The sequence below is a fragment of the Streptomyces sp. NPDC093109 genome (assembly GCF_040701725.1).
Lineage (GTDB): Bacteria > Actinomycetota > Actinomycetes > Streptomycetales > Streptomycetaceae > Streptomyces.
This window is the reverse complement of the sequence record NZ_JBFBEZ010000034.1, coordinates 67,119-89,245: the sequence shown is the minus strand read 5'-3', so window position 1 is coordinate 89,245 and position 22,127 is coordinate 67,119. Positions and strand designations below refer to the sequence as shown.

Sequence of the window (22,127 nt, the reverse complement as noted above, 5' to 3'; positions counted from 1 at the left end):
CCGACCACCTGGCCTGGCTGCGCGAGCGCGGGCTCGTCGCGCGCATCGCGCGGCCCGGCATCGAGTCCGGCGAACGCCTCGGTCGGCACCGCTGGGAGATCGAACGGTCGATCGCTTGGCTCTTTGGCTACCGCCGCCTCACCGTCCGATACGAACGAAAGGGCTCGCACTTCCTCGCCCTCCTCGGCCTGGCCGCCGCCCTGACCTGCTACAAGAAGCTCGCGAAACTTGCCACGTGAGACACACTCTAAATGCACAACGGCCTCATTTGGTTCACATTCGGTCATCTATCGATCTGAATTCACTACCGAATGTTCAAGATTCGGCACCCATGCGGCCACCACCTCACAGGCCTCCGACGGGCCGGGGGAGGGTTTGTGATGTGCAAGTCGCACGGCGTGACCGGCGGTCAGTGAAGGCGTTGGGCCCGGAGCGGCAAAGGGGCCGCATCAGGGCCGACGCAGCCCATGTCCAGTTCCGTCGGCTCCTCCAGGGCCTGCTTCAGCGCTGCGACCTTTCCGTCGCTACGGCTCGCTTGGGGGCGGAAACGCGAAGGTGCCCTTGTGACCTGGGACGATGAACCTTGCTGAGAGGTTCTGTCGGTCCAGGCGGAGGGGTCCTTTCTACGTGGAGGCTGCGCGCCGTTTCGGTGGAGGCGACGAGGTATCGCTGAGGGGTTACCGTCGGGCGGTCCTCGCGGTCACGATGCTCGGACATGGCGGAGTCCCGGCGCGGTGGTCGGGTTTTCCAAGGTCCTTCGGGCCGTAGCGGGACAGGGTTCACCGGGTCAGCTGCGGGACGGGGCAGCGCGGCGAGGCGATGGAAGGCTTTGGTCATTTCGTCTCTCCAGCGCCAGGTCGCAGGCACAGGCGACGGCCGCCGCGGGGAAGGCGTGCGGCAACGTGCAGGAGCTGGTAGCGAAGCTTCCTCTTGATCCTACTTTGAGTGAGGTCGGAAGCGAGGAAGGCCGTCATGTCGGCTGGGCGCGCTCGAGCGAAGCTCCGATCCTGGCACTCCCCCGCAGGGAGTAGAGACGCATTCCGCCTCCGCTGTTGATCACTGCAGTACAGGAGGCCGCACACCCCGGAGAGCCAAGAAGGCGCAGCCACCAGGTGGCGCCACAATGCGGATCAGAACCGGTTACCGATGCTAGGGCGCGCTGGGAAGAAGCCGGGGCGGGCCCCGCTGCCGCTGAAGGCGTTCCTGAGTGCAGACGAGAACTTCACGCATGGCCAGCAATTGCAGCCATGTCTACCAGGTGCCCCGAAGAGGCCCTCGTCAGCATGCCCCAGAATTGTCTATGTTGCTGACCCTCGACTCGACCAGACACACGGACTGCCAGGTGCCCAGCTCCAGCCGCCCGCCGATCACGGGCAGTGTGGCGTGCGGGGGGACGAGGGCGGGCAGGACGTGGTCCCTGCCGTGGCCGGGGGTGCCGTGGCGGTGGAGCCAGCGGTTGTCGGCGGGCAGGAGGGTGCGCAGGGCGGCGAGCAGGTCGTCGTCGCTGCCCGCGCCCGTCTCGATGACGGCGATCCCGGCGGTGGCGTGGGGCACGAACACGTTCAGCAGGCCGTCGCGGCCTGCCGCGGTCTCCCGGAGGAAGGTCTCGCAGGCGTGGGTCAGGTCGGTCACCGCCTCGACCGTGCCGGTGGTGAGGTGCAGGACCTTGGTGGTGAACGCGTCGGGCATGGGGACATTCTCCCGCCCGGTGGGCGGGGTCGCGCGTCCGGGCGTCGAGACGGCATTGACCGGATCCGTCGGCGCTCGCTACGTTCTGCTTCATGTTGTGTTCGGCTCTGCTCACCACGCGCGGTCATATCGACCTGCTGCGGGTGGCTTCCGCCGCGTGTCGCCGCGGCTGCTGACCTTTTTTCGCAGCTTTTCCGTTCCCGGCGCTTACAGGTGCCTACGCGCGCTTACGGGCACCTTCCCGCGCTGTTTCCTCTCGTTGTTCTCACCCGCCCTGTGGCCCGGGGAGTTCATCGCGCTGCCCTGCTTCCCGAACGCGCGGCTATCGAAAGGCACTTCTCGATGAGTATCCATCTGCACTGGTTCCTGCCGACCGGGGGCGACGGACGCACTCTCGTGGACCGCCACGCCTATACCGACGGCGGTATCACGCGGTCCAGGATCACCCCGGTGAGCGGCGTACGGGCGCCCGACATCGAGTATCTGGCGCAGATCGCCAAGGCGGCCGAGCATCTCGGCTTCGAGGCGGTGCTGACTCCGACCGGTACCTGGTGCGAGGACGCCTGGCTGACGACGGTGGCGCTCGCGGCGCAGACCGAGCGGCTGAAGTTCCTGGTCGCCTTCCGGCCGGGGCTGGTCTCGCCGGTGCTGGCGGCGCAGATGGCGGCGACGTATCAGCGCATCACCCGGGGCAGGCTGCTCCTCAACGTGGTGACCGGGGGCGACTCCACCGAGCAGCGGCGGTTCGGCGACCATCTCGACCACGACCGGCGCTATGCCAGGACTGCGGAGTTCCTCTCCGTGGTCCGGGGCGTGTGGGGAGGCCGGCCGTTCGACTTCGACGGCGAGCACTACCAGGTGGAGGGCGGGCTGACCGCGCTGCCGCCCGACCCGCTGCCGGAGATCTTCTTCGGCGGATCGTCCGGGGCCGCGGGACCGGTCGCCGCCGAGCACGCCGATGTCTATCTGACCTGGGGCGAGCCGCCGGCGCAGGTGAAGGAGAAGATCGACTGGCTCCGGGCTCTCGCCGAGGAGCGCGGGCGTACGGTCCGCTTCGGCATCCGGATCCACACCATCTCGCGGGACTCCGCGCGGGACGCGTGGGCCACCGCGCGGCGCTTTCTGGACGCTCTCGACCCCGAGACGGTCGCCGCCGCGCAGCAGGCGCTCGGCAGGATCGAGTCGGTGGGCCAGCGGCGGATGCTCGCGCTGCACGGCGGCACGCGCGAGGGGCTGGAGATCGCGCCGAATCTCTGGGCGGGGGTCGGGCTGGTCCGGGGTGGCGCGGGCACCGCGCTGGTGGGGAGCCACAAGGACGTCGCCGACCGGATCGAGGAGTACCACGACCTGGGCATCGAGCACTTCGTGCTGTCCGGCTATCCGCATCTGGAGGAGGCGTACTGGTTCGGTGAGGGGGTGACGCCGGAGCTGGCGGCTCGCGGACTGCTCGCGCGGGTCCCGGCCTCTCCGCTGCTGCTCGGCGGCGGAGGCTGAGCCGGACCCGGTCCGGACCCGGTCCGGACCCGGCGGGAAGATTTCGCCGCCTCCGGGCTGTTGGTAGAACTGTGAACGATTCTGGGGCGCGGGACAGCGGCGTACGGGACGATCCGCGCGATGTTCGTGATGTCCGCGATGTCGATGTGGTGGTCGTCGGGGCCGGGCAGGCGGGGCTGTCCGCCGCGTACCATCTGCGCCGGTCCGGGCTCGTCCCCGACCGGGACTTCGTCGTACTGGACCATGCCCCGCGGCCCGGCGGCGCCTGGCAGTTCCGCTGGCCGTCGCTGACGTACGGCAAGGTCCACGGCATGCACGCGCTGCCCGGGATGGAGCTGACCACGGCGGAGTCCGACGGCGCCCGGCCGTCCGCCGAGGTGATCGGCGGCTACTTCACGGAGTACGAGCGGCGCTTCGGCCTGCGGGTGCGCCGGCCGGTGGATGTCCGTACGGTCCGCGCGGACGGAGCGGTCCACGCGGACGGAGCCGTAGGCGCGGACGGAGCCGTACGCGCGGATGCCGGGGAGCGGCTGCTGGTGGAGACGGACGGGGGGAGTTGGTCGGCGCGGGCGCTGATCAACGCCACGGGCACCTGGGACCGGCCGTTCTGGCCGCGCTATCCGGGCCAGGAGACCTTCCGGGGGCGCCAGTTGCACACCGCGGGCTATCCGGGGCCGGCCGCGTTCGCCGGGCTGCGGGTGGTCGTGGTAGGCGGCGGGGCCTCCGGCACCCAGCATCTGATGGAAATCGCGGAGGTGGCGGCGGACACCACCTGGGTGACCCGCCGGCCGCCCGTCTACCGCGAGGGCCCGTTCGACGAGGAGCTGGGGCGGGCGGCCGTCGCCCTCGTCGAGGAACGGGTGCGCGAGGGGCTGCCGCCCCGGAGCGTGGTCTCCGTCACCGGGCTTCCGCTGACCCCGGCGATCGTACGGGCGCGCGAGACCGGGGTGCTCGACCGGCTGCCGATGTTCGACCGCATCACCCCCGACGGTGTCGCCTGGGACGACGGGCGGACGGTGCCGGCCGATGTGATCCTGTGGGCGACCGGGTTCCGCCCGGCCATCGACCATCTGGCGCCGCTCGGGCTGCGGGAGCGCGGTGGCGGCATCCGGCTCGACGGGACGCGCGCCGTACGGAACGAGCGGATCCATCTCGTCGGATACGGGCCTTCGGCCTCCACGATCGGCGCCAACCGGGCCGGGCGGGCGGCCGTACGGGAGATCCGCGAGTTGCTCGCCCGCGTACCGGCTGTGGCTGTGGTCTGAAATCTCAGCCGTGGGCGGTGGCGGCAGCGATGTCGGCGGCGCGGTTGCGGTTGAACTCGGCGACGTTCTCGCGGTGTTCGGCGTATGTGTGCGTGAACCGGGTGTCGCCGGGCCGCACGGTGACGAAGTACAGCCAGTCCCCGCGCGGCGGGTTGCGTGCCGCGTTCATCGCCTCCTCCCCCGGGTTCCCGATCGGCGTGGGCGGCAGTCCTTTGCGTGCGTAGGTGTTGTAGGGGCTGTCGGTCTTCGTGTCGTGGTGGCTGGTGTCCAGGGTGGAGCGGTTCAGCGCGTAGTTGACGGTGGAGTCCATCTGGAGCGGCATGCCCAGCGCGAGCCGGTTCTGTACGACCCTGGCGACCTTGCCCATGTCGGCCGCCGTATCGGCCTCGGCCTGCACGATGCTGGCGATCGTCACCGTCCGGTAGTGCGTCGTGTCGGCCGCAGCGCCGGACGTCGAGCCGCTGTGCTGACCGGAACCGAACCGCTGGTGGGCGGTGCTGACCATATAGGCGAGCAGACCGGCCGGGGTCGTGGACGGGTCGATCGGATAGGTGGCGGGGAAGAGATAGCCCTCCGGATTGCCGCCCGCGGTCTTCGGCAGCGGGAGCTTCGCCGTCGCCAGCGCCTTGACCGTGGTGCCGGCGGGCAGCCGGAGCGCCTCGTCGACGGAGCGGTAGATCTGGCCGGCGCGGCGGCCCTCCGGGACGACCAGCGTCGTACGCCGCTCGTCGCCACTGTCGTCCGGGGTGAGCACGGGCACCAGCACGGCCGTCGCCAGAATGACGGCCGCGGTCGCGGTCAGGGAGATCCGGCCGCGGCGGGTCAGGCGGGGTCTGCTCATACGGGCACGCTAACCCGGTGTGATCAACGAACCGGGCACCTGCGTACGGCGACACGGACGGGCACACGGACAGGCGCACGCACAGTCCGGAGTCCGGAGTCCGGAGTCCCATCGAGCGGCGGAGCGCGTTCACCGCACGGCGGGCTCCGGTTCTGCCACGGGGACCCGCTCGTCCGTACCGGGCGCCTGCTCCCCCGGCGCCGGGCGGCCGTCCCTGCGGAGCAGCGCGGCATAGCGGCCGTCGCGCGCGAGCAGTTCGTCGTGGGTGCCGCCCTCCGTGATGACGCCCGCGTCGAGGACCACGATCCGGTCCGCTTCCCGGACGGTGGAGAGGCGGTGCGCGATGGTGATCGTGGTGCGGCCCTCGGAGAGCGCGTCAATGGCCTGCTGTACGGCGAGCTCGGTACGGGTGTCCAGCGCGCTGGTCGCCTCGTCGAGGATCAGCACCGGCGGGTCGCGCAGGATGGTGCGCGCGATGGCGAGACGCTGCTTCTCACCGCCGGAGAACCGGTATCCGCGCTCACCGACCAGGGTGTCGTACCCGTCGGGCAGCGAGGCGATGTGGTCGTGGATCTGGGCGGCCCTGGCGGCGGCCTCGATCTCCTCGTCGGTGGCGTCCGGCTTGGCGAAGCGGAGATTCTCCGCGACCGAGGCGTGGAAGAGATAGGTCTCCTGGGAGACCACGCCGACCGCGCGCGCGAGGGTGTCGAAGTCCAGCTCGCGCACGTCCACCCCGTCGAGGAGGACCCGGCCGGCCGTCACGTCGTACAGCCGGGGTACGAGATAGCTGAGCGTCGATTTTCCTGAGCCGGTGGGGCCGACGACGGCGAGGCTGCCGCCCGCCGGGACCGTCAGGTCGATGCCCTTGAGGGTCGGCCCGCTCTTGTCGTCGTAGCTGAAGTCGACGCCGTCGAAGCGCACTTCGCCGCGGACCGCGCCCAGCCTGACCGGCCGTTCCGGCTCGGTGATGTCGATGGGCAGGTCGAGGTATTCGAAGATGCGCTGGAAGAGGGCGAGCGAGGTCTGTATGTCCACGCCGGTCGACAGGAGACTGACGGCGGGGCGGAACAGGCCCTGCTGGAGCGAGACGAAGGCGACCAGCGTGCCGAGGGAGACCGCCGTACCACCGGCGCCCAGCACGATGCCCGCGGCCCAGTAGATGACGGCGGGCATGGCGGCCATGACGATGCCGATGACCGACATGCGCCAGCGGCCCGCCATGCTGGAGCGGATCTCCAGGTCGACCAGTCGCTCGGACTCGTCGGAGAAGGACCGGGTGAGCGAGTCCGCCCGGCCCATCGTGCGGCCGAGGAGGATGCCGCTCACCGAGAGCGATTCGGTGACGGTCGCGGCCATGGTGGCCATCTGCCGCTGGCGGGTCGTGGTGATCCTCCTGCGCTCGCGGCCGACCTTGCGGCTGATCCAGACGAACACCGGCAGCAGAAGCATCGAGACGATCGTCAGCCGCCAGTCCAGCGCGAGCATCGCGACGACCGAGGCGATCACGGCCGTGAGGTTGGAGACCAGGGAGGTCGCCGTCGAGGTCACGGTCGCCTGCATACCGCCGATGTCGTTCGCTATGCGGGACTGGACCTCCCCCGTCCGCGTCCGGGTGAAGAAGGCCAGCGGCATGCGCTGGAGCCGGCTGTAGACGCCGGTGCGCAGATCGTGCATGACGCGCTGGCCGACCGTCGTGGAGATAAAGGTCTGGAGCACGCCGAAGACGCTGCTGACGACCGCGGTGAGGATCATGCCGAGCGCGAGCAGGCTGAGCAGTCCGGTACGGCCCTGCGGGATCGCGGTGTCGAGGATCTCGCGGAGCATGAACGGTGAGGCGACCGCCACCAGCGACGAGGCCGCGACGAGCAGCCCGACGACGGCGAGACGGCCGCGATAGGGGCGGAAGAGCCCGAAGATCCGCCGCAGCTGCGCGGGCGGCTCCGGGTGTTCCGACAGCTCCGGGTGTTCCGACGGTTCTGGCTGTCCCGGGCGTTCCGGGTGCTCCGCCGCCCCGGGGCGGGGAGACGGCGTCCAGGTGAGTGACTCGGGTTTCATGGGCTCCTTCGAAAACATGCGGGTCCGTGATGAGCGGACTACGGGCTTCACAGAGCATAGCTCACTGTTACCTATGCTCACAATGAACATTGCCCTGATATTATTCCGGCATGAGCACCCCTGACGCCGACGGCATGCTCGCCGAGCAGCTCCTGCGGCTGACCCGACGGATCCACCGCATCCAGAAGCACCAGCTGGAGCCGGTCGGCATCACTCCCGCACAGGGGCGGCTGCTGCGCGCCCTCGCGCTGTACGACACCCCGCCCTCGATGGCCGATCTGGCCCGCCGCCTCGAAGTCGTCCCGCGCGCCGTGACGACCCTGGTCGACGGGCTGGAGGCCTGCGACCGGGTGCGGCGCGTCCCCGACCCGGTCAACCGCCGGGTGGTCCGGATCGAGCTGACCGCGACCGGCACGGCCACCCTGCGGGCGCTCCGCGATGCCCGCAGGTCCGCCGCCGAGACCGTCCTGGCGCCGCTGACCGCGGATCAGCGCGAGGTGCTCGGCGGGCTGCTCTCGACGCTGGTGGACGGCGGTGCGGAGTTCCGCCGCTGACCCGTACCGACGGCCGTCCCCCCTGACCATCCCTGGCCGTCCCGCCCCACCGACCCCTCCGGCTGCCCCGTCCCGTTGGCGGGAAACCGACGCGCGCCGCGGAAAACCCGTTGCCCCGCACCTTCGAACAAGGCGAACCTTGCACGGTTTGGGCCACCCACGAGTCATGGGACATCATGCAGATTCGCGACCTTCCCTACCCCGATCCGGGCATCCCCGACGCCCGGTCGGGCCCCCGCTTCCTGCTGTGGCTCGGACGCAATCAGCTCGGCGGCCAGCTCAAGGCCCTGGGCTGGGGGCTCCTGCACTTCCTGGGGGTCGGCGGGCTCCCGGTGGGCGCCGGCCTCGCCATCCAGGCGGTCATCGACCGGTCGGGTACCCGGCTCGCGGTCGCCGGCGGGCTGATCGCCCTGTTCGGCGTCGCCATCGCCGTCGGTGACACCATGCTCCACCGCGCCGCCGTCACCAACTGGATCACCGCCGCCGCCCGCGTCCAGCAGCTGCTGGCCCGCAAGGCCGCCGAGCTGGGCTCCGCGCTGACCCGGCGCGTCGCCGCCGGTGAGGTCGTCGCGGTCTCCACCGGCGACGTGGAGAAGATCGGCTGGTTCGTGGAGGCGCTCTCGCGCTTCCTGGCCTCCCTCATCGCGGTCGTGTTCATCTGCCTCGGGCTGGTCCTCTACCTGCCCGAGCTGGGCACGCTGATCGCCTGCGCCGTCCCCGTACTGGCCCTCTCCGTACTGCCGTTGCTCCCGCGCGCCACCCAACGCGCCGACATCCAGCGCGAGAAGGCCGGCAAGGCCACCGAGCTGGCCTCGGACACCGTCGCCGGGCTACGGGTGCTGCGCGGCATCGGCGGTGAGGAGCTGTTCCTCGGCCGCTACCGCCGCGCCTCCCAGGAGGTGCGCGAGGCCGCCGTGCGCAGCGCCCGCATGTGGGCGCTGATCTCGGCGGTCCAGGTGCTGCTGCCGGGCGTCCTGCTGATCTCGGTGGTCTGGTACGGCGCCCATCTGGCGCTGGACGGGCGCATCGGCGTCGGGTCGCTGGTGACGGTCTACAGCGCGGTGACGCTGCTGATGTTTCCGCTGCGCCACTTCGAGGAGATCGCGATGGCGTACTCCTTCTCCCGGCCCTCCGCGAAGCGCGCGGCCCGGGTGCTGTCGCTGGAGCGCACGGCGTTCGAGAACGAGCGCGGCGGCCTCGACGACACGCGGCCGACCGGGGAGCTGTACGACCCCGCCACCGGTCTGCGCGTCGCGGCCGGGCTGCTGACCGCGGTGGTGTGCGGCGACCCGGACGCGGCGGGGCGGCTGGCCGAACGGCTGGGCGGGCACGCCGCCGAGGAGGAGCGCAGCCCGTCCGTACTGCTGGGCGGCGTACCGCTGGACGGCCTCCCGCCGGCCACGGCGCGGACGGCGGTGCTCGTCCAGGACAAGGACCCGGTGCTGCTCTCCGGGACGCTGACGGAGCTGCTGGACGTGCCGTCCTCGGGTGTGGTCGCCGCCGACAAGGCGCTGGCCGCGGCGCAGTGCGGGGATGTGCTCGACGCGCTCGCGCAGGCGTCGGTGGACGGCAGCGGCGATCCGATGCGGTCCACGATCACCGAGCGCGGCCGGTCGCTCTCCGGCGGCCAGCGGCAGCGGCTGGCGCTGGCCCGCTCGCTGGTGACCGACCCCGAGGTGCTGGTGCTGGACGAGCCCACGTCCGCCGTGGACTCGCACACCGAGGCACGGATCGCGGAGGGCGTGAAGGCGCTGCGTACCGGCCGTACGACGGTGGTGTTCGCGTCCTCGCCGCTGTTGCTGGACCACGCGGACGCCGTGGTGTTCGTCCATGACGGCAAGGTCGCGGCGGTGGGGACGCACCGCGAGCTGCTCGTGGACGATCCCGCCTACCGGGCGGTCGTCACCCGCGAGACGGACAACGAACAGGCGGCCGAGCCCGCGACCGACACGGAGCGCGTCGACGACGCGGGACACATCGGCGACAGACAGATCATCACGCCGGCCGCGTCGTCGGCCAGGGAAGAGATCGAGGAATCCGCATGATCGGCGTAGTGCCCCCGGCCTACGACCCGGCGGCGCCGTCGTCGGCGACCACCCTGCCCGTCGGCTCCCCCGCGACCGTACGGGCGTACGTGAACGGGCTGCTGAAGCGGCACCGCGCGGCGTTCACCGTACTGATCACCGTCAACGCGGTCTCGGTGATCGCGTCGATGGTCGGCCCGTTCCTGCTCGGCGGGATAGTCGAGGACCTCTCCAACGGCGCGCGCGAGCTGCACCTGGAGCGGGTGGCGGTGGTGTTCGCGCTCGCGCTGGTCGTGCAGACGGTGTTCGTACGGCTGATGCGGCTGCGCGGCGCGATGCTCGGTGAGGAGATGCTCGCGGATCTGCGGGAGGACTTCCTCGTCAGGTCCGTCGGGCTGCCGCCCGGCGTGCTGGAGCGCGCGGGCACCGGCGATCTGCTCTCCCGGATCACCACGGACATCGACCGGCTGGCCAACGCCATGCGCGAGGCCGTGCCGCAGCTCGCGATCGGCATCGTATGGGTGGTGCTGCTGCTCGGTGCCCTGACGGTCACCGCGCCGCCGCTGGCGCTCGCCGTGCTGATCGCGCTGCCGCTGCTGCTCGCCGGCTGCCGCTGGTACTTCCGGCGGGCGCCCTCGGCGTACCGCTCGGAGGCGGCCGGCTACGCGGCGGTCGCGGCGACGCTCGCCGAGACGGTCGACGCGGGCCGGACCGTGGAGGCGCACCGTCTCGGCGGACGGCGGGTGGCGCTGTCGGAGCTGCGGGTGGGCCAGTGGACCGCGTGGGAGCGGTACACGCTGTCCCTGCGGTCGGTGCTCTTCCCCGTCATCAACCTCACCCATGTGACGATCTTCCTGGCCGTGCTGGTGATGGGCGGCTCCTTCGTCCTCCAGGGCTGGATCACCGTGGGGCAGCTGACCACGGGCGCGCTCTTCGCCCAGATGCTGGTGGACCCGGTCGGGCTGATCCTGCGCTGGTACGACGAACTCCAGGTCGCCCAGGTGTCCATCGCCCGGCTCGTCGGGGTCCGCGACATCGAGCCGGACTCCGGCGACACCGCGGTGACGCCGGACGGCCGGGACGTCAGCGCCGACGAGGTGCGCTTCGGCTACCGGGAGGGCGTCGACGTACTGCACCGGGTCACGCTGGACGTCAGTCCTGGCACCCGGCTGGCGCTGGTCGGCCCCTCGGGCGCCGGCAAGTCGACGCTTGGCCGGCTGCTGGCCGGCATCTACGCCCCCCGGAAGGGGCGGGTCACGCTGGGCGGCGCCGAGCTGTCCCGGATGCCCGCGGAGCGGGTGCGGGAGCATGTCGCGCTGGTCAACCAGGAGCACCATGTCTTCGTGGGCCCGCTCCGCGACAATCTGCTGCTGGCCCGCCCGGAGGCGGCGGACGCCGAGCTGTGGGCGGCGCTCGGCGCGGTCGACGCGGACGGCTGGGCGCGGGCGCTCGACGACGGCCTGGACACCGCGGTCGGCTCCGGCGGTACGGCCCTGACGCCGGCCCAGGCGCAGCAGATCGCGCTGGCCAGGCTGGTGCTCGCGGACCCGCACACCCTGGTTCTGGACGAGGCGACGTCCCTGCTGGACCCGCGCGCGGCCCGCCATCTGGAACGTTCGCTCGCACGGGTCCTGGACGGCCGTACGGTCGTGGCGATCGCCCACCGGCTGCACACGGCGCACGACGCGGATGTGATCGCGGTGGTCGAGGACGGCCGGATCAGTGAACTGGGCAGCCACGACGAACTGGTGGCGGCGGACGGCGCGTACGCGGCGCTGTGGCGGTCCTGGCACGGGTAGGGGCCCATCCAACCCGTACGGGTGAGTTTGGCGTACTTTCCGCACCGTTCGGAGGCGGCGGGGCGTGTTCCCCGCAGTACAAGCCTTTCGAGAGTGGGGAGTCCGACATGCGAGCACTTCGTACCGCGTGCGTGGCCGCGTCCGTCATCGCCGCCGCCGCGGCCCTGACCGGCGCCGCCACCCCGGCGTCCGGGACGGCGGCGGGAGCGGCGGCGGCCGGTGCGGCGGCCGAGCCGAAGTTCCTGGCCGCCAAGGACCTGCCGCCGCACCCGACGATGTCGTGGAAGGCGGGCAAGGTCGTCAAGGGGCTGCCCGAGGACGGCACCTTCTGCCTGGGCAGGCCGGCCGCGGGCACCTGGGCGGCCCACCGCGACTTCCACACCGAGTCGGACACCTCGGCGAGCCAGCTCACCGTCGTCGCGTCGGACGCGACGGCGGCCCGGACACTCGCCGCATCGCTGGAGAAGGCCCTCAAGAACTGCGCGCCGGAGGCGGTGCGCGACAGTCCGGGCAGCGTCGGCGGCTGGGACGACCACGGAAGGATCGCGGTCAAGGACGGCGCCCACGTGTACGCGGTCTTCACCTCCCACCCCAACTCCGAGCCCACCGTCCACGCCTTCGGTGTGGGCCGGAGCGGCAGCACGGTGACGGTGTTCCACTGGGGACAGATGGGCCATCTGGAGGACGTCCCGGTCGCGGCCTTCAAGAACACGGCAAAGAAGGCGGTCAACTCGCTCTACTGAGTGACGCGTTGAGATCCGGGGGCGGGCCGGCCGGCCGACCCGCCCACCAGAAAGGTCTAGACCAGATTGAGGGCGAACAGCGCGCCCACCCCGCCCAGCAGCATGAACACCGGCATCAGCACCTTGACCTCCACCCAGGCGCCCGCCTTGAAACGCATCGCCTTCGGCGGGCCGAGCGGGTACCAGCGCTTGCGGCCGATCGGGATGGGCCACAGGACCGGGCAGCCCGAGACCGTCAGCGCGTCGCCGATGTCGTGCACCAGCGCGCCGAGGACTATCGGCAGGCCCAGCCAGAGGTACTCCTGCCCCGGGTCGGTGAAGAGCCAGCTCGCACCGTTGCCCGGCTGGTCGAGGATGCCCGCCAGCATCCACGCACTGGTGGCGCCCAGCAGCCAGACGAGGACGTCGCTGGAGACCCGGGCGGCCTTCCAGAGCAGGCCCTCCACCGCGAGCACCATATGGACGAAGAGGATGGCGAGAACGCCCCAGCGCCCGCCGGTGTACGCCACCGCCGAGGCGCCCGCGCCGATCATGACCGCCCAGAGCCAGGTGTGGGTCAGGGTGCGGTGGCCGCCGGTCCTGCGGGAGTCGCCGGGCTTGCGGGTCGCCTTGTAGACGGCGTACGAGAGCTTGTCGACGACCTCGCAGAGCGTCTTGGACACCGGACCGAAGGCGCGGGAGATCGTCGCCGCCTTGTGGTCGAGGTCGGGGGCGAGCGCGGCGCCCGAGCAGATCAGCGCGCCGACGACCAGTACCGGCCAGGGCATGGCGTGGTCGGCGGCGGCCGCCGCAGCGCCCACCCCCAGCCAGGCCGCTGCCCCTGACAGAGAGTGTGCCGGTCCCATCATGGTCGTACCCGTCCCGTTGGAGTTGTGGTGAAGCCCACTGTCCTGATGCCCAGTTGACATCGCAGGGTATCGCCCGTGATCTTCCGCCGGGCGTCCGGTTCCCGCATCCGGACGGAAGACAGGCAAGATGGGGGTGTGACCCTTATCGATCAGCTGCCGCCGGATGCCGACCCCGATGCCCTCTTCGAGGCTTTCTCCTCCTGGGCCGAGGACAGCGGCATCACCCTCTACCCGGCTCAGGAGGAGGCGCTGATCGAGGTGGTGTCCGGGGCCAACGTGATCCTCTCGACCCCCACCGGCTCCGGAAAGAGCCTGGTCGCGGCGGGTGCGCACTTCACCGCGCTGGCTCAGGACAAGGTCACCTTCTACACCGCGCCGATCAAGGCGCTGGTCTCCGAGAAGTTCTTCGACCTGTGCAAACTCTTCGGCACGGAGAACGTCGGCATGCTGACCGGCGACGCCTCCGTCAACGCGGACGCGCCCGTCATCTGCTGTACCGCCGAGGTGCTGGCGTCCATCGCGCTGCGCGACGGAAAATACGCCGACATCGGTCAGGTCGTGATGGACGAGTTCCACTTCTACGCGGAGCCGGACCGGGGCTGGGCCTGGCAGATCCCCCTGCTGGAACTGCCGCAGGCCCAGTTCATCCTGATGTCGGCCACGCTCGGTGACGTCACACGCTTCGAGGCGGACCTGACCCGCCGCACCGGCCGGCCCACCTCCGTCGTACGGTCCACGACCCGGCCCGTACCGCTCACGTACGAGTACCGCCTCACACCGATCACCGAGACGCTGACGGAGCTGCTGGAGACGCGGCAGGCGCCGGTGTACATCGTGCACTTCACGCAGGCCGCCGCCGTGGAGCGGGCGCAGTCGCTGATGAGCATCAACATGTGTACGCGCGAGGAGAAGGACAGGATCGCCGACCTGATCGGCAACTTCCGTTTCACCACCAAGTTCGGCCGCAATCTCTCCCGTTACGTACGGCACGGCATCGGGGTGCACCACGCGGGCATGCTGCCCAAGTACCGGCGGCTGGTGGAGAAGCTCGCGCAGGCGGGGCTGCTGAAGGTGATCTGCGGTACGGACACGCTCGGCGTCGGGGTCAACGTACCCATCCGCACGGTGCTGTTCACCGCGCTCAGCAAGTACGACGGCAATCGCGTACGCACCCTGCGCGCCCGGGAGTTCCACCAGATCGCGGGCCGGGCCGGGCGGGCCGGGTTCGACACGGCGGGGCTGGTCGTCGCGCAGGCGCCGGAGCATGTGGTGGAGAACGAGAAGGCGCTCGCGAAGGCGGGCGACGATCCCAAGAAGCGCCGCAAGGTGGTGCGCAAGAAGGCTCCCGAGGGCTTCGTCGCCTGGTCGGAGACCACCTTCGACAAGCTGATCGGCTCCGACCCCGAGCCGCTGACCTCGCGTTTCCGGGTCACACACACCATGCTGCTGTCGGTGATCGCCCGGCCCGGCAACGCGTTCGAGGCGATGCGCCATCTGCTGGAGGACAACCACGAGCCGCGCAGGCAGCAGCTGCGGCACATCAGGCGGGCCATCGCGATCTACCGTTCGCTGCTGGACGGCGGGGTGGTGGAGCGGCTGGCGGTCCCGGACGCGGAGGGCCGTATCGTCCGGCTGACCGTCGATCTCCAGCAGGACTTCGCGCTGAACCAGCCGCTGTCCACCTTCGCGCTGGCCTCGTTCGAGCTGCTGGACAAGGAATCGCCGTCGTACGCGCTGGACATGGTGTCGGTGGTGGAGTCCACACTGGACGACCCGCGCCAGATCCTGGCCGCCCAGCAGAACAAGGCGCGCGGCGAGGCGGTCGGCGCGATGAAGGCGGACGGCATCGAGTACGAGGAGCGGATGGAGCGGCTCCAGGAGGTCACGTACCCGAAGCCGCTCGAAGAGCTGCTCGTGCACGCGTACAACGTCTACCGGACGAGCCACCCGTGGGTCGGCGACCACCCGGTCTCGCCGAAGTCCGTGATCCGGGACATGTACGAACGGGCCCTGTCCTTCACGGAGTTCACCTCCCACTACGAGCTGGCCCGGACCGAGGGCATTGTGCTGCGCTATCTGGCGGGCGCGTACAAGGCGCTGGAACACACCATTCCGGACGATCTCAAGTCGGAGGACCTGGAGGATCTGACGGCCTGGCTGGGCGAGATGGTCCGGCAGGTCGACTCCAGTCTGCTGGACGAGTGGGAGCAGCTGGCCAACCCCGAGATCGAGACCGCCGAGGAGGCGCGGGAGAAGGCCGACCAGGTCAGGCCGGTCACCGCCAACGCGCGGGCCTTCCGGGTGCTCGTACGCAACGCGATGTTCCGCCGGGTGGAGCTGGCCGCGCTGGACAGGTTCTACGACCTGGGCGAGCTGGACAACGAGTCCGGCTGGGACGCGGACCGGTGGGGCGAGGCCATGGACGCGTACTGGGACGAGTACGAGGACCTGGGTACGGGCCCGGACGCGCGCGGACCGAAGCTGCTGGCCATCGAGGAGGACCCGGCGCACGGTCTGTGGCGGGTCCGGCAGACCTTCGCCGATCCGAACGGCGACCATGACTGGGGCATCAGCGCGGAGGTCGATCTCGCGGCCTCCGACGCGGAGGGCCTGGCGGTCGTGCGGGTCACGGCCGTCGGTCAGCTCTGAGCACCATACGAACGGGAGCGCTACGCACATGACGAACCCCGCCGAGAGACTGGTGGATCTGCTCGATCTGGAGCGGATCGAGGTCGACATCTTCCGGGGCCGCAGCCCCGAGGAATCCCTGCAGCGGGTCTTCGGCGGGCAGGTGGCGGGCCAGGCGCTCGTCGCGGCCGGCCGTACCACCGACGGCGAGCGCCCGGTGCACTCGCTGCACGCGTACTTCCTGCGGCCCGGCCGGCCCGGTGTGCCGATCGTCTATCAGGTCGAACGGGTCAGGGACGGACGGTCGTTCACCACCCGGCGGGTGACCGCCGTGCAGCAGGGCCGCACGATCTTCAATCTGACGGCGTCCTTCCACCGGCCGGAGGAGGGCGGCTTCGAACACCAGCTGCCGCCCCGGCTGGAGTTCCCCGACCCGGAGTCGCTGCCGACGCTCTCCGACGAGGTACGGGCGCACCTGGGCGCGCTGCCCGAGCCGCTGGAGCGGATGGTGCGGCGCCAGCCGTTCGACATCCGGTACGTGGACCGGCTGCGCTGGACCCGGGAGGAGATCGAGGGCGCGGACGCCCGCAGCGCGGTGTGGATGCGCGCGGTGGGCCCACTGGGCGACGACCCGCTGGTGCACACCTGCGCGCTGACGTACGCGAGCGACATGACCCTGCTGGACGCGGTACGCATCCCGGTCGAGCCGCTCTGGGGCCCGCGCGGCTTCGACATGGCGTCGCTGGACCACGCGATGTGGTTCCACCACCCGTTCCGCGCCGACGAATGGTTTCTGTACGACCAGGAGTCGCCGATCGCGACGGGCGGCCGGGGGCTCGCCCGGGGGCGGATCTACAACCGGGAGGGGCAGTTGCTGGTGTCGGTGGTGCAGGAGGGGCTCTTCCGCAAGCTCCCGTCTCAGTAGGGCCGGGGGCCGGAGCCGGCCGAGGTGGCCGGCGTCGCGGGCGCTGCCGCCGCCGTGGGTTCCGGTGCCGTGCGGAGCCAGGTGGTGAGCGCCCACCACCAGTGCAGCGTGCTCAGCGGTCCTGACGGTGTGTCGGTCAGGGACTCCCCCGTGATCTGGTGGAGCCGGCCGAGCCGGTAGCGGACGGTGTTGGGGTGTGTGAACAGGCTGGCGGCCGTCCGGTCGAGGCGCTGTCCGTGGTCGAGGAACGTCAGTGCGGTGAGGGCGAGTTGGCGGTGGAAGCCGTCCGTGCGGTCCAGGGAGCCCAGCAGGCGGTCGCTGAGCCAGGTTCCCAACAGCGGCTGGCCGTCGAGGGCGATCTCGCCGGCGAAGTCGGTGAGATCGTGCGGTCCGCGCAGCCCGCGCCGGCCGCCGATGTCCAGGGCCCGGACGCAGAGCCGGTACGCCGGGCGGAGCCCGTCGAGAGGCGCGGCCGGGGCGATCACGGCGAGCGGGCCCGCCCCGGTCCACTCGTCCCCGGGAGCGCGTGAACACAGCCCCACCACACGCCCGTCGACCACACCGAAGACCCCGCCGGGGGCCGTGCCGGAGCCCGGCGCGGAACCCGCACCGACGACGCAGTGGTACGTACCGCCGGGGCGGATCCCGGCCGCCGTCAGCTCCTCGGCGGCCGGGGCCGCGCCGCCGACCAGCAGGCGCCGCAGCAGCCGGGCCCGGGACTCGCCCGCGGTGGGCGGCGGCGCCGCCAGCTCCACGGCGCGGTATCCGCTGATGACCTGCCGCTCGACCGCGTCCCCGTACTCCTTCAGCAGCAGCACGGCCTTGAGCAGCGGGCCGTCCGGCACCCCGGCGGACCGGCAGCGTTCGACGGTCAGCTCCGCCGCGCGGGTGAGGGCGGCCTGCACCCCGCGCAGCAGGGCGGTCATCGGCACGCCCTGTCCGGCCCGGTCGGCGCCCAGCAGCAGCGCGGCGGCGAGGTCCTGCTCCCCGACCCGTCCCACGTCGGTGAACCAGTCGCCGGCCGCGGTGACCAGCGCCGCGACATGGCGGCAGCTCTCCGCCTCGCCGAGCCGGGCCACCTCGGGCGAGTGGGTCATGGCGGCGCGGACCAGTTCGCCGCACACGTCCGCGTCGGCGGCCATGGCCCGCAGGATTCCGGCGGCCGGCTCGCGTTGCTGCGTGAGCGTCATGCGCGTCGCCCTTCTCCGTCCGAGCGCTGTCACCGGCGTACAACGGCGGGGCGGCCACGTTGGCACCCGGCCCCTACCACTGTTCGGTGTCGACCTGATGAGATGTGAGCTACCGCACAGTAACAGCGCCGCTCCCGGGACGGCACCCTCCGTACTCCCCCTCCGGAAGGCATCCGATGGAAAACCCCGAAGACCCGGCCCTGTTCAGCCGCCGCCGCGCGCTGACGGTGGCCGGCGGCGTGGCCGGCGGCGTGATCGCCGGTGCGAGCGTCCTCTCCCAGGTGACCCCCGCCTTCGCCGCCTCCGCCGCGTCGGACGCGGATGTGATCGTCGTCGGCGGCGGTCTGGCCGGACTCGTCGCGACGGCGGAGCTGGCGGACGCCGGGCGCAAGGTACTGCTGCTGGACCAGGAGCCGGAGACCAACCTGGGCGGGCAGGCGTTCTGGTCGTTCGGCGGGCTCTTTCTCGTCGACTCGGCCGAGCAGCGGCTGATGGGCATCAAGGACACCCGCGAGCTGGCCTGGCAGGACTGGCAGGGCGCGGCCGGCTTCGACCGGGGCACCGGCGAGAAGGGCGGCCAGGACTACTGGGCCTACAAGTGGGCCGAGGCATATGTGGACTTCGCGGCCGGGGAGAAGCGCTCCTGGCTCTACCAGCAGGGCGTGCGCTGGTTCCCGATCGTGGGCTGGGCCGAGCGGGGCGGCGGCCTGGCCGACGGCCACGGCAACTCCGTACCGCGCTTCCATGTCACCTGGGGCACCGGCCCGGCCGTGATGGAACCGTTCGAGAAGCGGGTCAGGGCCGCGGCGGCCCGGGGGCTGGTGACCTTCAGGTTCCGGCACCGGGTGGACGAGCTGGTACGGACCGGCGGCGCCATCACCGGGGTGCGCGGCGCGGTCCTGGAGCCGAGCAACGCCCCGCGCGGGAAGCGGAGTTCGCGTACGGTCGTGGGCGACTTCGAGCTGCGCGCGCCGGTGGTGATCGTCACGTCGGGCGGCATCGGCGCCAACCACGATCTGATCCGGCAGAACTGGCCGGCCCGGCTTGGCACACCGCCCGCGGAGATGATCACCGGGGTGCCGGAGTACGTGGACGGCCGGATGCTCGCGATCACCGAGCGCGCGGGCGGCCGTATCGTCAACCCGGACCGGATGTGGCACTACACGGAGGGGCTGCGCAACTACGCCCCGATCTGGGACAAGCACGGCATCCGGATCCTGCCGGGACCCTCGTCGCTCTGGCTGGACGCCACGGGCAAGCGGTTCGCCGCGCCCGATCTCCCCGGGTACGACACACTCTCCACACTCAAGGCGATCACCGGCACCGGGTACGACTACTCGTGGTTCGTGACGACCCAGAAGATCCTGGCGAAGGAGTTCGCGCTGTCGGGCTCCGAGCAGAACCCGGATCTCACCAACAAGGACATCCCGCTGACCCTCGCGCGCCTCTGGCAGACGCCGGAGCCGGTCGAGAAGTTCAAGAAGAACGGGGTCGACTTCGTCGTCGCCACCACCCTGTCAGAGCTGGTCGCGGGCATGAACCGGCTGACGGGCGCCGGCCTGATCGATCTGGCCGACCTCAAGCGGCAGATCGACGCCCGGGACCGGGAGACCGAGAATCCGTATACGAAGGACGCCCAGATCATGGGGATCCGCAACGCGCTCGCCTACCCGGGGGACTTCCTCAGCCGTACGGCTTCACTGCACAGGATCATGGACTCGGGCGCGGGCCCGCTGATCGCGGTACGGCTCAACATCCTCACCCGCAAGACCCTCGGCGGGCTCCAGACCGACCTCTCGGGCCGGGTGCTGGACGCGGCGGGCTCGCCGGTCCCGGGGCTGTACGCGGCCGGTGAGGTATCGGGGTTCGGCGGCGGCGGGGTGCACGGCTACCGGTCGCTGGAGGGCACCTTCCTGGGCGGCTGCCTCTTCTCCGGCCGGGCGGCGGGCCGCGCGGCGGCGGCGGCCACCGCGACCTGACACCCCGGGTGGCGGCGCCGTACGTACGCCGTACCCCGCTCAGATGCCGGGGATCGGCTCCTGGTCGGCCTCGCGCCGCCGGGTCCTGATCTCCGGCGCGGGCGGATGCAGCTTGGCGTCGCAGTGGGGTCCGAGGCCGGTACGGCGCGAAGCCGTACCGGTCAGCGGTCTGCCGCACATCCGGCACCTGACCTCGCGCCGGGCGGTGCCGTCGGGTTCGGGACCGGGCAGCCGGTCGCCGGGGTGATCTCCCACGGGTCCACAATGACAGAAGAACCGGATCCGGACCTCAGGAGATCTCGATGACTCTGTACGACATTCCGCTGAAGACCCTGGCCGGTGAACCCACTTCCCTGGGCGCGTACGAGGGCAAGGCCGTCCTGCTCGTGAACGTCGCGTCCAAGTGCGGTCTCACCCCGCAGTACGCCGGTCTGGAGCGCCTCCAGCAGAGCTACGGCGACCGGGGGTTCACCGTCCTCGGCGTCCCCTCCAACCAGTTCGCGGGGCAGGAGCCCGGCAGCGCCGAGGAGATCCAGACATTCTGCTCGGCCACGTACGGCGTGAGCTTCCCGCTGCTGGAGAAGGCGGACGTGAACGGCGAGGAGAGGCACCCGCTCTACGCGGAGCTGACGAAGAGCGCGGACGCCGAGGGCGCGGCCGGTGACGTGCAGTGGAACTTCGAGAAGTTCCTGATCTCCCCCCGGGGCGAGGTCGTCGCCCGTATCCGGCCGCGCACCGAGCCGGAGGACCCGGCGGTCGTGGCCGCGATCGAGGCGCAGCTGCCCGCGTAACCACCGCGCACCGGCCTCCCGGACCGGTCAGCGGATCGGCATGCCGGAGAGGGTACGGGCGATGACCAGGCGCTGGATCTCGCTCGTGCCCTCGAAGATGGTGTAGATCGCGGCGTCCCGGTGCATGCGCTCGACCGGGTACTCGCGGGTGAAACCGTTGCCGCCGAGTATCTGGACGGCCTGGGCGGTGACCTGCTTGGCGGTCTCGCTGGCGTAGAGCTTGGACATGGAGCCCTCCGCCGAGGTGAACGCCTTGCCCGAGGCGGCCATCCAGGAGGCGCGCCACACGAGCAGCCGGGAGGCGTCGATGCGGGTGCGCATGTCGGCGAGCTGGAAGGCGATGCCCTGGTTGTCGATGATCGGGCGGCCGAACTGGCTGCGGGTCTTCGCGTAGTCGAGGGCGACCTCGTACGCGGCGCGGGCCGTGCCGACGGCCATGGCGCCGACGGCCGGGCGCGAGGCCTCGAAGGTGGCCATGGCGGCGTTCTTGACGCGTTCGCCGCTGTCCGCGCCGGCCGCCGCCGACCGGGCGCGCTCGTGGGCGCGGGCGAGGCGTTCGTCCAGCTTCTGCTTTCCGCCGAGAAGGCAGTGGCCGGGCACGCGGACGCCCTCCAGGACGACCTCGGCGGTGTGCGAGGCGCGGATGCCGTGCTTCTTGAACTTCTGGCCCTGGGAGAGCCCGGGGGTGCCGGGCGGGACGATGAAGGAGGCGTGGCCCTTCGAGCCGAGCGCGGGGTCGACGACGGCGACCACGACATGGACGTTGGCGATCCCGCCGTTGGTCGCCCAGGTCTTGGTGCCGTCGAGGACCCACTCGTCCTTGGCCTCGTCGTACACCGCGCGGGTGCGCATGGCGGAGACGTCGGAGCCGGCGTCGGGCTCCGACGAGCAGAAGGCGGCGAGCTTCACGTCGTCGGGGGTGCCGTACATCTGCGGGATCCAGGTGCCGATCTGCTCCTCGGTGCCGTTGGCGAGGACGCCGACGGCCGCCAGGCCCGTACCGACGATGGACAGGGCGATGCCGGCGTCGCCCCAGAACAGCTCCTCCATGGCCACCGGGATGGAGAGCCCGGTGGGGTCGAAGTACTGCTGGGCGTAGAAGTCGAGCGAGTAGATGCCGACCTTGGCGGCCTCCTGGATGACCGGCCAGGGGGTCTCCTCACGCTCGTCCCACTCGGCGGCGGCCGGACGGATGACGTCCGCGGCGAAGCCGTGCAGCCAGTCGCGCACCTGCTTCTGGTCGTCGTTGAGATCGAGCGTGAACTCGGCCATGTTCCCTCCAGCACTGCGTCACCCAGATAA

At 71.2% G+C, this 22,127-nt stretch carries 19 protein-coding genes; 12 read left to right on the top strand and 7 right to left on the bottom strand.

Translation table 11 applies throughout. From position 1 onward, the window contains the following. On the top strand, positions 1–239 hold a 239-nt coding region (locus AB0389_RS28055; protein ID WP_366398289.1), incomplete at its 5' end, for a transposase. Positions 240–1,278: 1,039 nt separating this feature from the next. Here AB0389_RS28055 and AB0389_RS28050 read toward each other — a convergent pair. Then, on the bottom strand, positions 1,279–1,689 hold the full coding sequence (locus AB0389_RS28050) for a YjbQ family protein (protein ID WP_366398288.1): 411 nt from the start codon (positions 1,687–1,689) through the stop codon (positions 1,279–1,281). Between the two features lie 92 nt (positions 1,690–1,781). On the opposite strand from AB0389_RS28050, the gene AB0389_RS28045 reads away from it, so the two are divergent. From AB0389_RS28045 to AB0389_RS28035, 3 genes are all read left to right on the top strand, one after another. After that, complete coding sequence (locus AB0389_RS28045; protein ID WP_366398292.1) at positions 1,782–1,865, top strand: putative leader peptide; 84 nt, start codon at positions 1,782–1,784, stop codon at positions 1,863–1,865. Positions 1,866–2,031: 166 nt separating this feature from the next. After that, positions 2,032–3,183: an LLM class flavin-dependent oxidoreductase gene (locus AB0389_RS28040; RefSeq protein WP_366398287.1), complete on the top strand. Its 1,152-nt coding sequence runs from the start codon at positions 2,032–2,034 to the stop codon at positions 3,181–3,183. Positions 3,184–3,329: 146 nt separating this feature from the next. Beyond that, entirely contained in the window at positions 3,330–4,448 is a 1,119-nt protein-coding gene (locus AB0389_RS28035) for an FAD-dependent oxidoreductase (protein ID WP_366398291.1), read from the top strand. Between the two features lie 4 nt (positions 4,449–4,452). Here AB0389_RS28035 and mltG read toward each other — a convergent pair whose 3' ends face one another. Next, the gene (gene mltG / locus AB0389_RS28030) at positions 4,453–5,289 is read right to left on the bottom strand and encodes an endolytic transglycosylase MltG (RefSeq protein ID WP_366398286.1); all 837 of its coding nucleotides are present in this window, start codon (positions 5,287–5,289) and stop codon (positions 4,453–4,455) included. 129 nt (positions 5,290–5,418) lie between these two features. After that, positions 5,419–7,344, bottom strand: a complete 1,926-nt coding sequence (locus AB0389_RS28025; RefSeq protein ID WP_366398285.1) for an ABC transporter ATP-binding protein — start codon at positions 7,342–7,344, stop codon at positions 5,419–5,421. A gap of 110 nt (positions 7,345–7,454) precedes the next feature. Between AB0389_RS28025 and AB0389_RS28020 the strand changes: the two genes are divergently transcribed. The 4 genes from AB0389_RS28020 to AB0389_RS28005 all read left to right on the top strand — a co-directional run bounded on the left by AB0389_RS28020 (position 7,455) and on the right by AB0389_RS28005 (position 12,464). Beyond that, a complete protein-coding gene (locus tag AB0389_RS28020; RefSeq protein WP_366398284.1) occupies positions 7,455–7,898 on the top strand; it encodes a MarR family transcriptional regulator in 444 nt (147 codons plus the stop codon). A gap of 176 nt (positions 7,899–8,074) precedes the next feature. Next, positions 8,075–9,943: an ABC transporter ATP-binding protein gene (locus AB0389_RS28015; protein WP_366398283.1), complete on the top strand. Its 1,869-nt coding sequence runs from the start codon at positions 8,075–8,077 to the stop codon at positions 9,941–9,943. Continuing rightward, complete coding sequence (locus tag AB0389_RS28010) at positions 9,940–11,721, top strand: ABC transporter ATP-binding protein (protein ID WP_366398282.1); 1,782 nt, start codon at positions 9,940–9,942, stop codon at positions 11,719–11,721. Before AB0389_RS28015 ends, AB0389_RS28010 begins: the two co-directional genes overlap by 4 nt. Before the next feature lie 107 nt (positions 11,722–11,828). Beyond that, positions 11,829–12,464, top strand: a complete 636-nt coding sequence (locus AB0389_RS28005; protein WP_366398281.1) for a hypothetical protein — start codon at positions 11,829–11,831, stop codon at positions 12,462–12,464. 56 nt (positions 12,465–12,520) lie between these two features. On the opposite strand, the gene AB0389_RS28000 is transcribed toward AB0389_RS28005, so the two are convergent. Then, positions 12,521–13,312 (bottom strand): metal-dependent hydrolase, encoded by a 792-nt coding sequence (locus AB0389_RS28000; RefSeq protein WP_366398280.1) that lies wholly within the window; start codon positions 13,310–13,312, stop codon positions 12,521–12,523. Positions 13,313–13,387: 75 nt separating this feature from the next. Between AB0389_RS28000 and AB0389_RS27995 the strand changes: the two genes are divergently transcribed. Together AB0389_RS27995 and AB0389_RS27990 are read left to right on the top strand one after the other, a co-directional pair. Beyond that, positions 13,388–15,961, top strand: a complete 2,574-nt coding sequence (locus AB0389_RS27995) for a DUF3516 domain-containing protein (protein ID WP_366398279.1) — start codon at positions 13,388–13,390, stop codon at positions 15,959–15,961. 28 nt (positions 15,962–15,989) lie between these two features. Continuing rightward, the gene (locus AB0389_RS27990; protein ID WP_366398278.1) at positions 15,990–16,865 is read left to right on the top strand and encodes an acyl-CoA thioesterase II; all 876 of its coding nucleotides are present in this window, start codon (positions 15,990–15,992) and stop codon (positions 16,863–16,865) included. On the opposite strand, the gene AB0389_RS27985 is transcribed toward AB0389_RS27990, so the two are convergent. Beyond that, on the bottom strand, positions 16,859–18,055 hold the full coding sequence (locus tag AB0389_RS27985) for a helix-turn-helix domain-containing protein (RefSeq protein ID WP_366398277.1): 1,197 nt from the start codon (positions 18,053–18,055) through the stop codon (positions 16,859–16,861). The two genes, AB0389_RS27990 and AB0389_RS27985, sit on opposite strands and share 7 nt — an antisense overlap. 176 nt (positions 18,056–18,231) lie before the next feature. Between AB0389_RS27985 and AB0389_RS27980 the strand changes: the two genes are divergently transcribed. After that, positions 18,232–20,034: an FAD-binding dehydrogenase gene (locus tag AB0389_RS27980; protein ID WP_366398276.1), complete on the top strand. Its 1,803-nt coding sequence runs from the start codon at positions 18,232–18,234 to the stop codon at positions 20,032–20,034. A gap of 39 nt (positions 20,035–20,073) precedes the next feature. Here AB0389_RS27980 and AB0389_RS27975 read toward each other — a convergent pair whose 3' ends face one another. After that, positions 20,074–20,289 (bottom strand): DUF6011 domain-containing protein, encoded by a 216-nt coding sequence (locus AB0389_RS27975; protein WP_366398275.1) that lies wholly within the window; start codon positions 20,287–20,289, stop codon positions 20,074–20,076. Between the two features lie 47 nt (positions 20,290–20,336). Between AB0389_RS27975 and AB0389_RS27970 the strand changes: the two genes are divergently transcribed. Next, entirely contained in the window at positions 20,337–20,825 is a 489-nt protein-coding gene (locus AB0389_RS27970) for a glutathione peroxidase (protein WP_366398274.1), read from the top strand. Positions 20,826–20,852: 27 nt separating this feature from the next. Here the strand turns inward: AB0389_RS27970 and AB0389_RS27965 are convergent, their stop codons facing one another. After that, complete coding sequence (locus tag AB0389_RS27965) at positions 20,853–22,097, bottom strand: acyl-CoA dehydrogenase family protein (RefSeq protein WP_366398273.1); 1,245 nt, start codon at positions 22,095–22,097, stop codon at positions 20,853–20,855. Positions 22,098–22,127 lie beyond the last annotated feature (30 nt).

Bases quoted from the DNA above. Each gene is read 5' to 3' on its own strand.
- AB0389_RS27985 (WP_366398277.1), bottom strand. From the start codon at position 18,055: ATGACGCTCACGCAGCAACGCGAGCCGGCCGCCGGAATCCTGCGGGCC.
- AB0389_RS28020 (WP_366398284.1), top strand. From the start codon at position 7,455: ATGAGCACCCCTGACGCCGACGGCATGCTCGCCGAGCAGCTCCTGCGG.
- AB0389_RS28010 (WP_366398282.1), top strand. From the start codon at position 9,940: ATGATCGGCGTAGTGCCCCCGGCCTACGACCCGGCGGCGCCGTCGTCG.
- AB0389_RS27980 (WP_366398276.1), top strand. From the start codon at position 18,232: ATGGAAAACCCCGAAGACCCGGCCCTGTTCAGCCGCCGCCGCGCGCTG.
- mltG (WP_366398286.1), bottom strand. From the start codon at position 5,289: ATGAGCAGACCCCGCCTGACCCGCCGCGGCCGGATCTCCCTGACCGCG.
- AB0389_RS27970 (WP_366398274.1), top strand. From the start codon at position 20,337: ATGACTCTGTACGACATTCCGCTGAAGACCCTGGCCGGTGAACCCACT.
- AB0389_RS28025 (WP_366398285.1), bottom strand. From the start codon at position 7,344: ATGAAACCCGAGTCACTCACCTGGACGCCGTCTCCCCGCCCCGGGGCG.
- AB0389_RS28045 (WP_366398292.1), top strand. From the start codon at position 1,782: ATGTTGTGTTCGGCTCTGCTCACCACGCGCGGTCATATCGACCTGCTG.
- AB0389_RS27990 (WP_366398278.1), top strand. From the start codon at position 15,990: ATGACGAACCCCGCCGAGAGACTGGTGGATCTGCTCGATCTGGAGCGG.
- AB0389_RS27965 (WP_366398273.1), bottom strand. From the start codon at position 22,097: ATGGCCGAGTTCACGCTCGATCTCAACGACGACCAGAAGCAGGTGCGC.
- AB0389_RS28015 (WP_366398283.1), top strand. From the start codon at position 8,075: ATGCAGATTCGCGACCTTCCCTACCCCGATCCGGGCATCCCCGACGCC.
- AB0389_RS28040 (WP_366398287.1), top strand. From the start codon at position 2,032: ATGAGTATCCATCTGCACTGGTTCCTGCCGACCGGGGGCGACGGACGC.
- AB0389_RS28050 (WP_366398288.1), bottom strand. From the start codon at position 1,689: ATGCCCGACGCGTTCACCACCAAGGTCCTGCACCTCACCACCGGCACG.
- AB0389_RS28000 (WP_366398280.1), bottom strand. From the start codon at position 13,312: ATGATGGGACCGGCACACTCTCTGTCAGGGGCAGCGGCCTGGCTGGGG.
- AB0389_RS28005 (WP_366398281.1), top strand. From the start codon at position 11,829: ATGCGAGCACTTCGTACCGCGTGCGTGGCCGCGTCCGTCATCGCCGCC.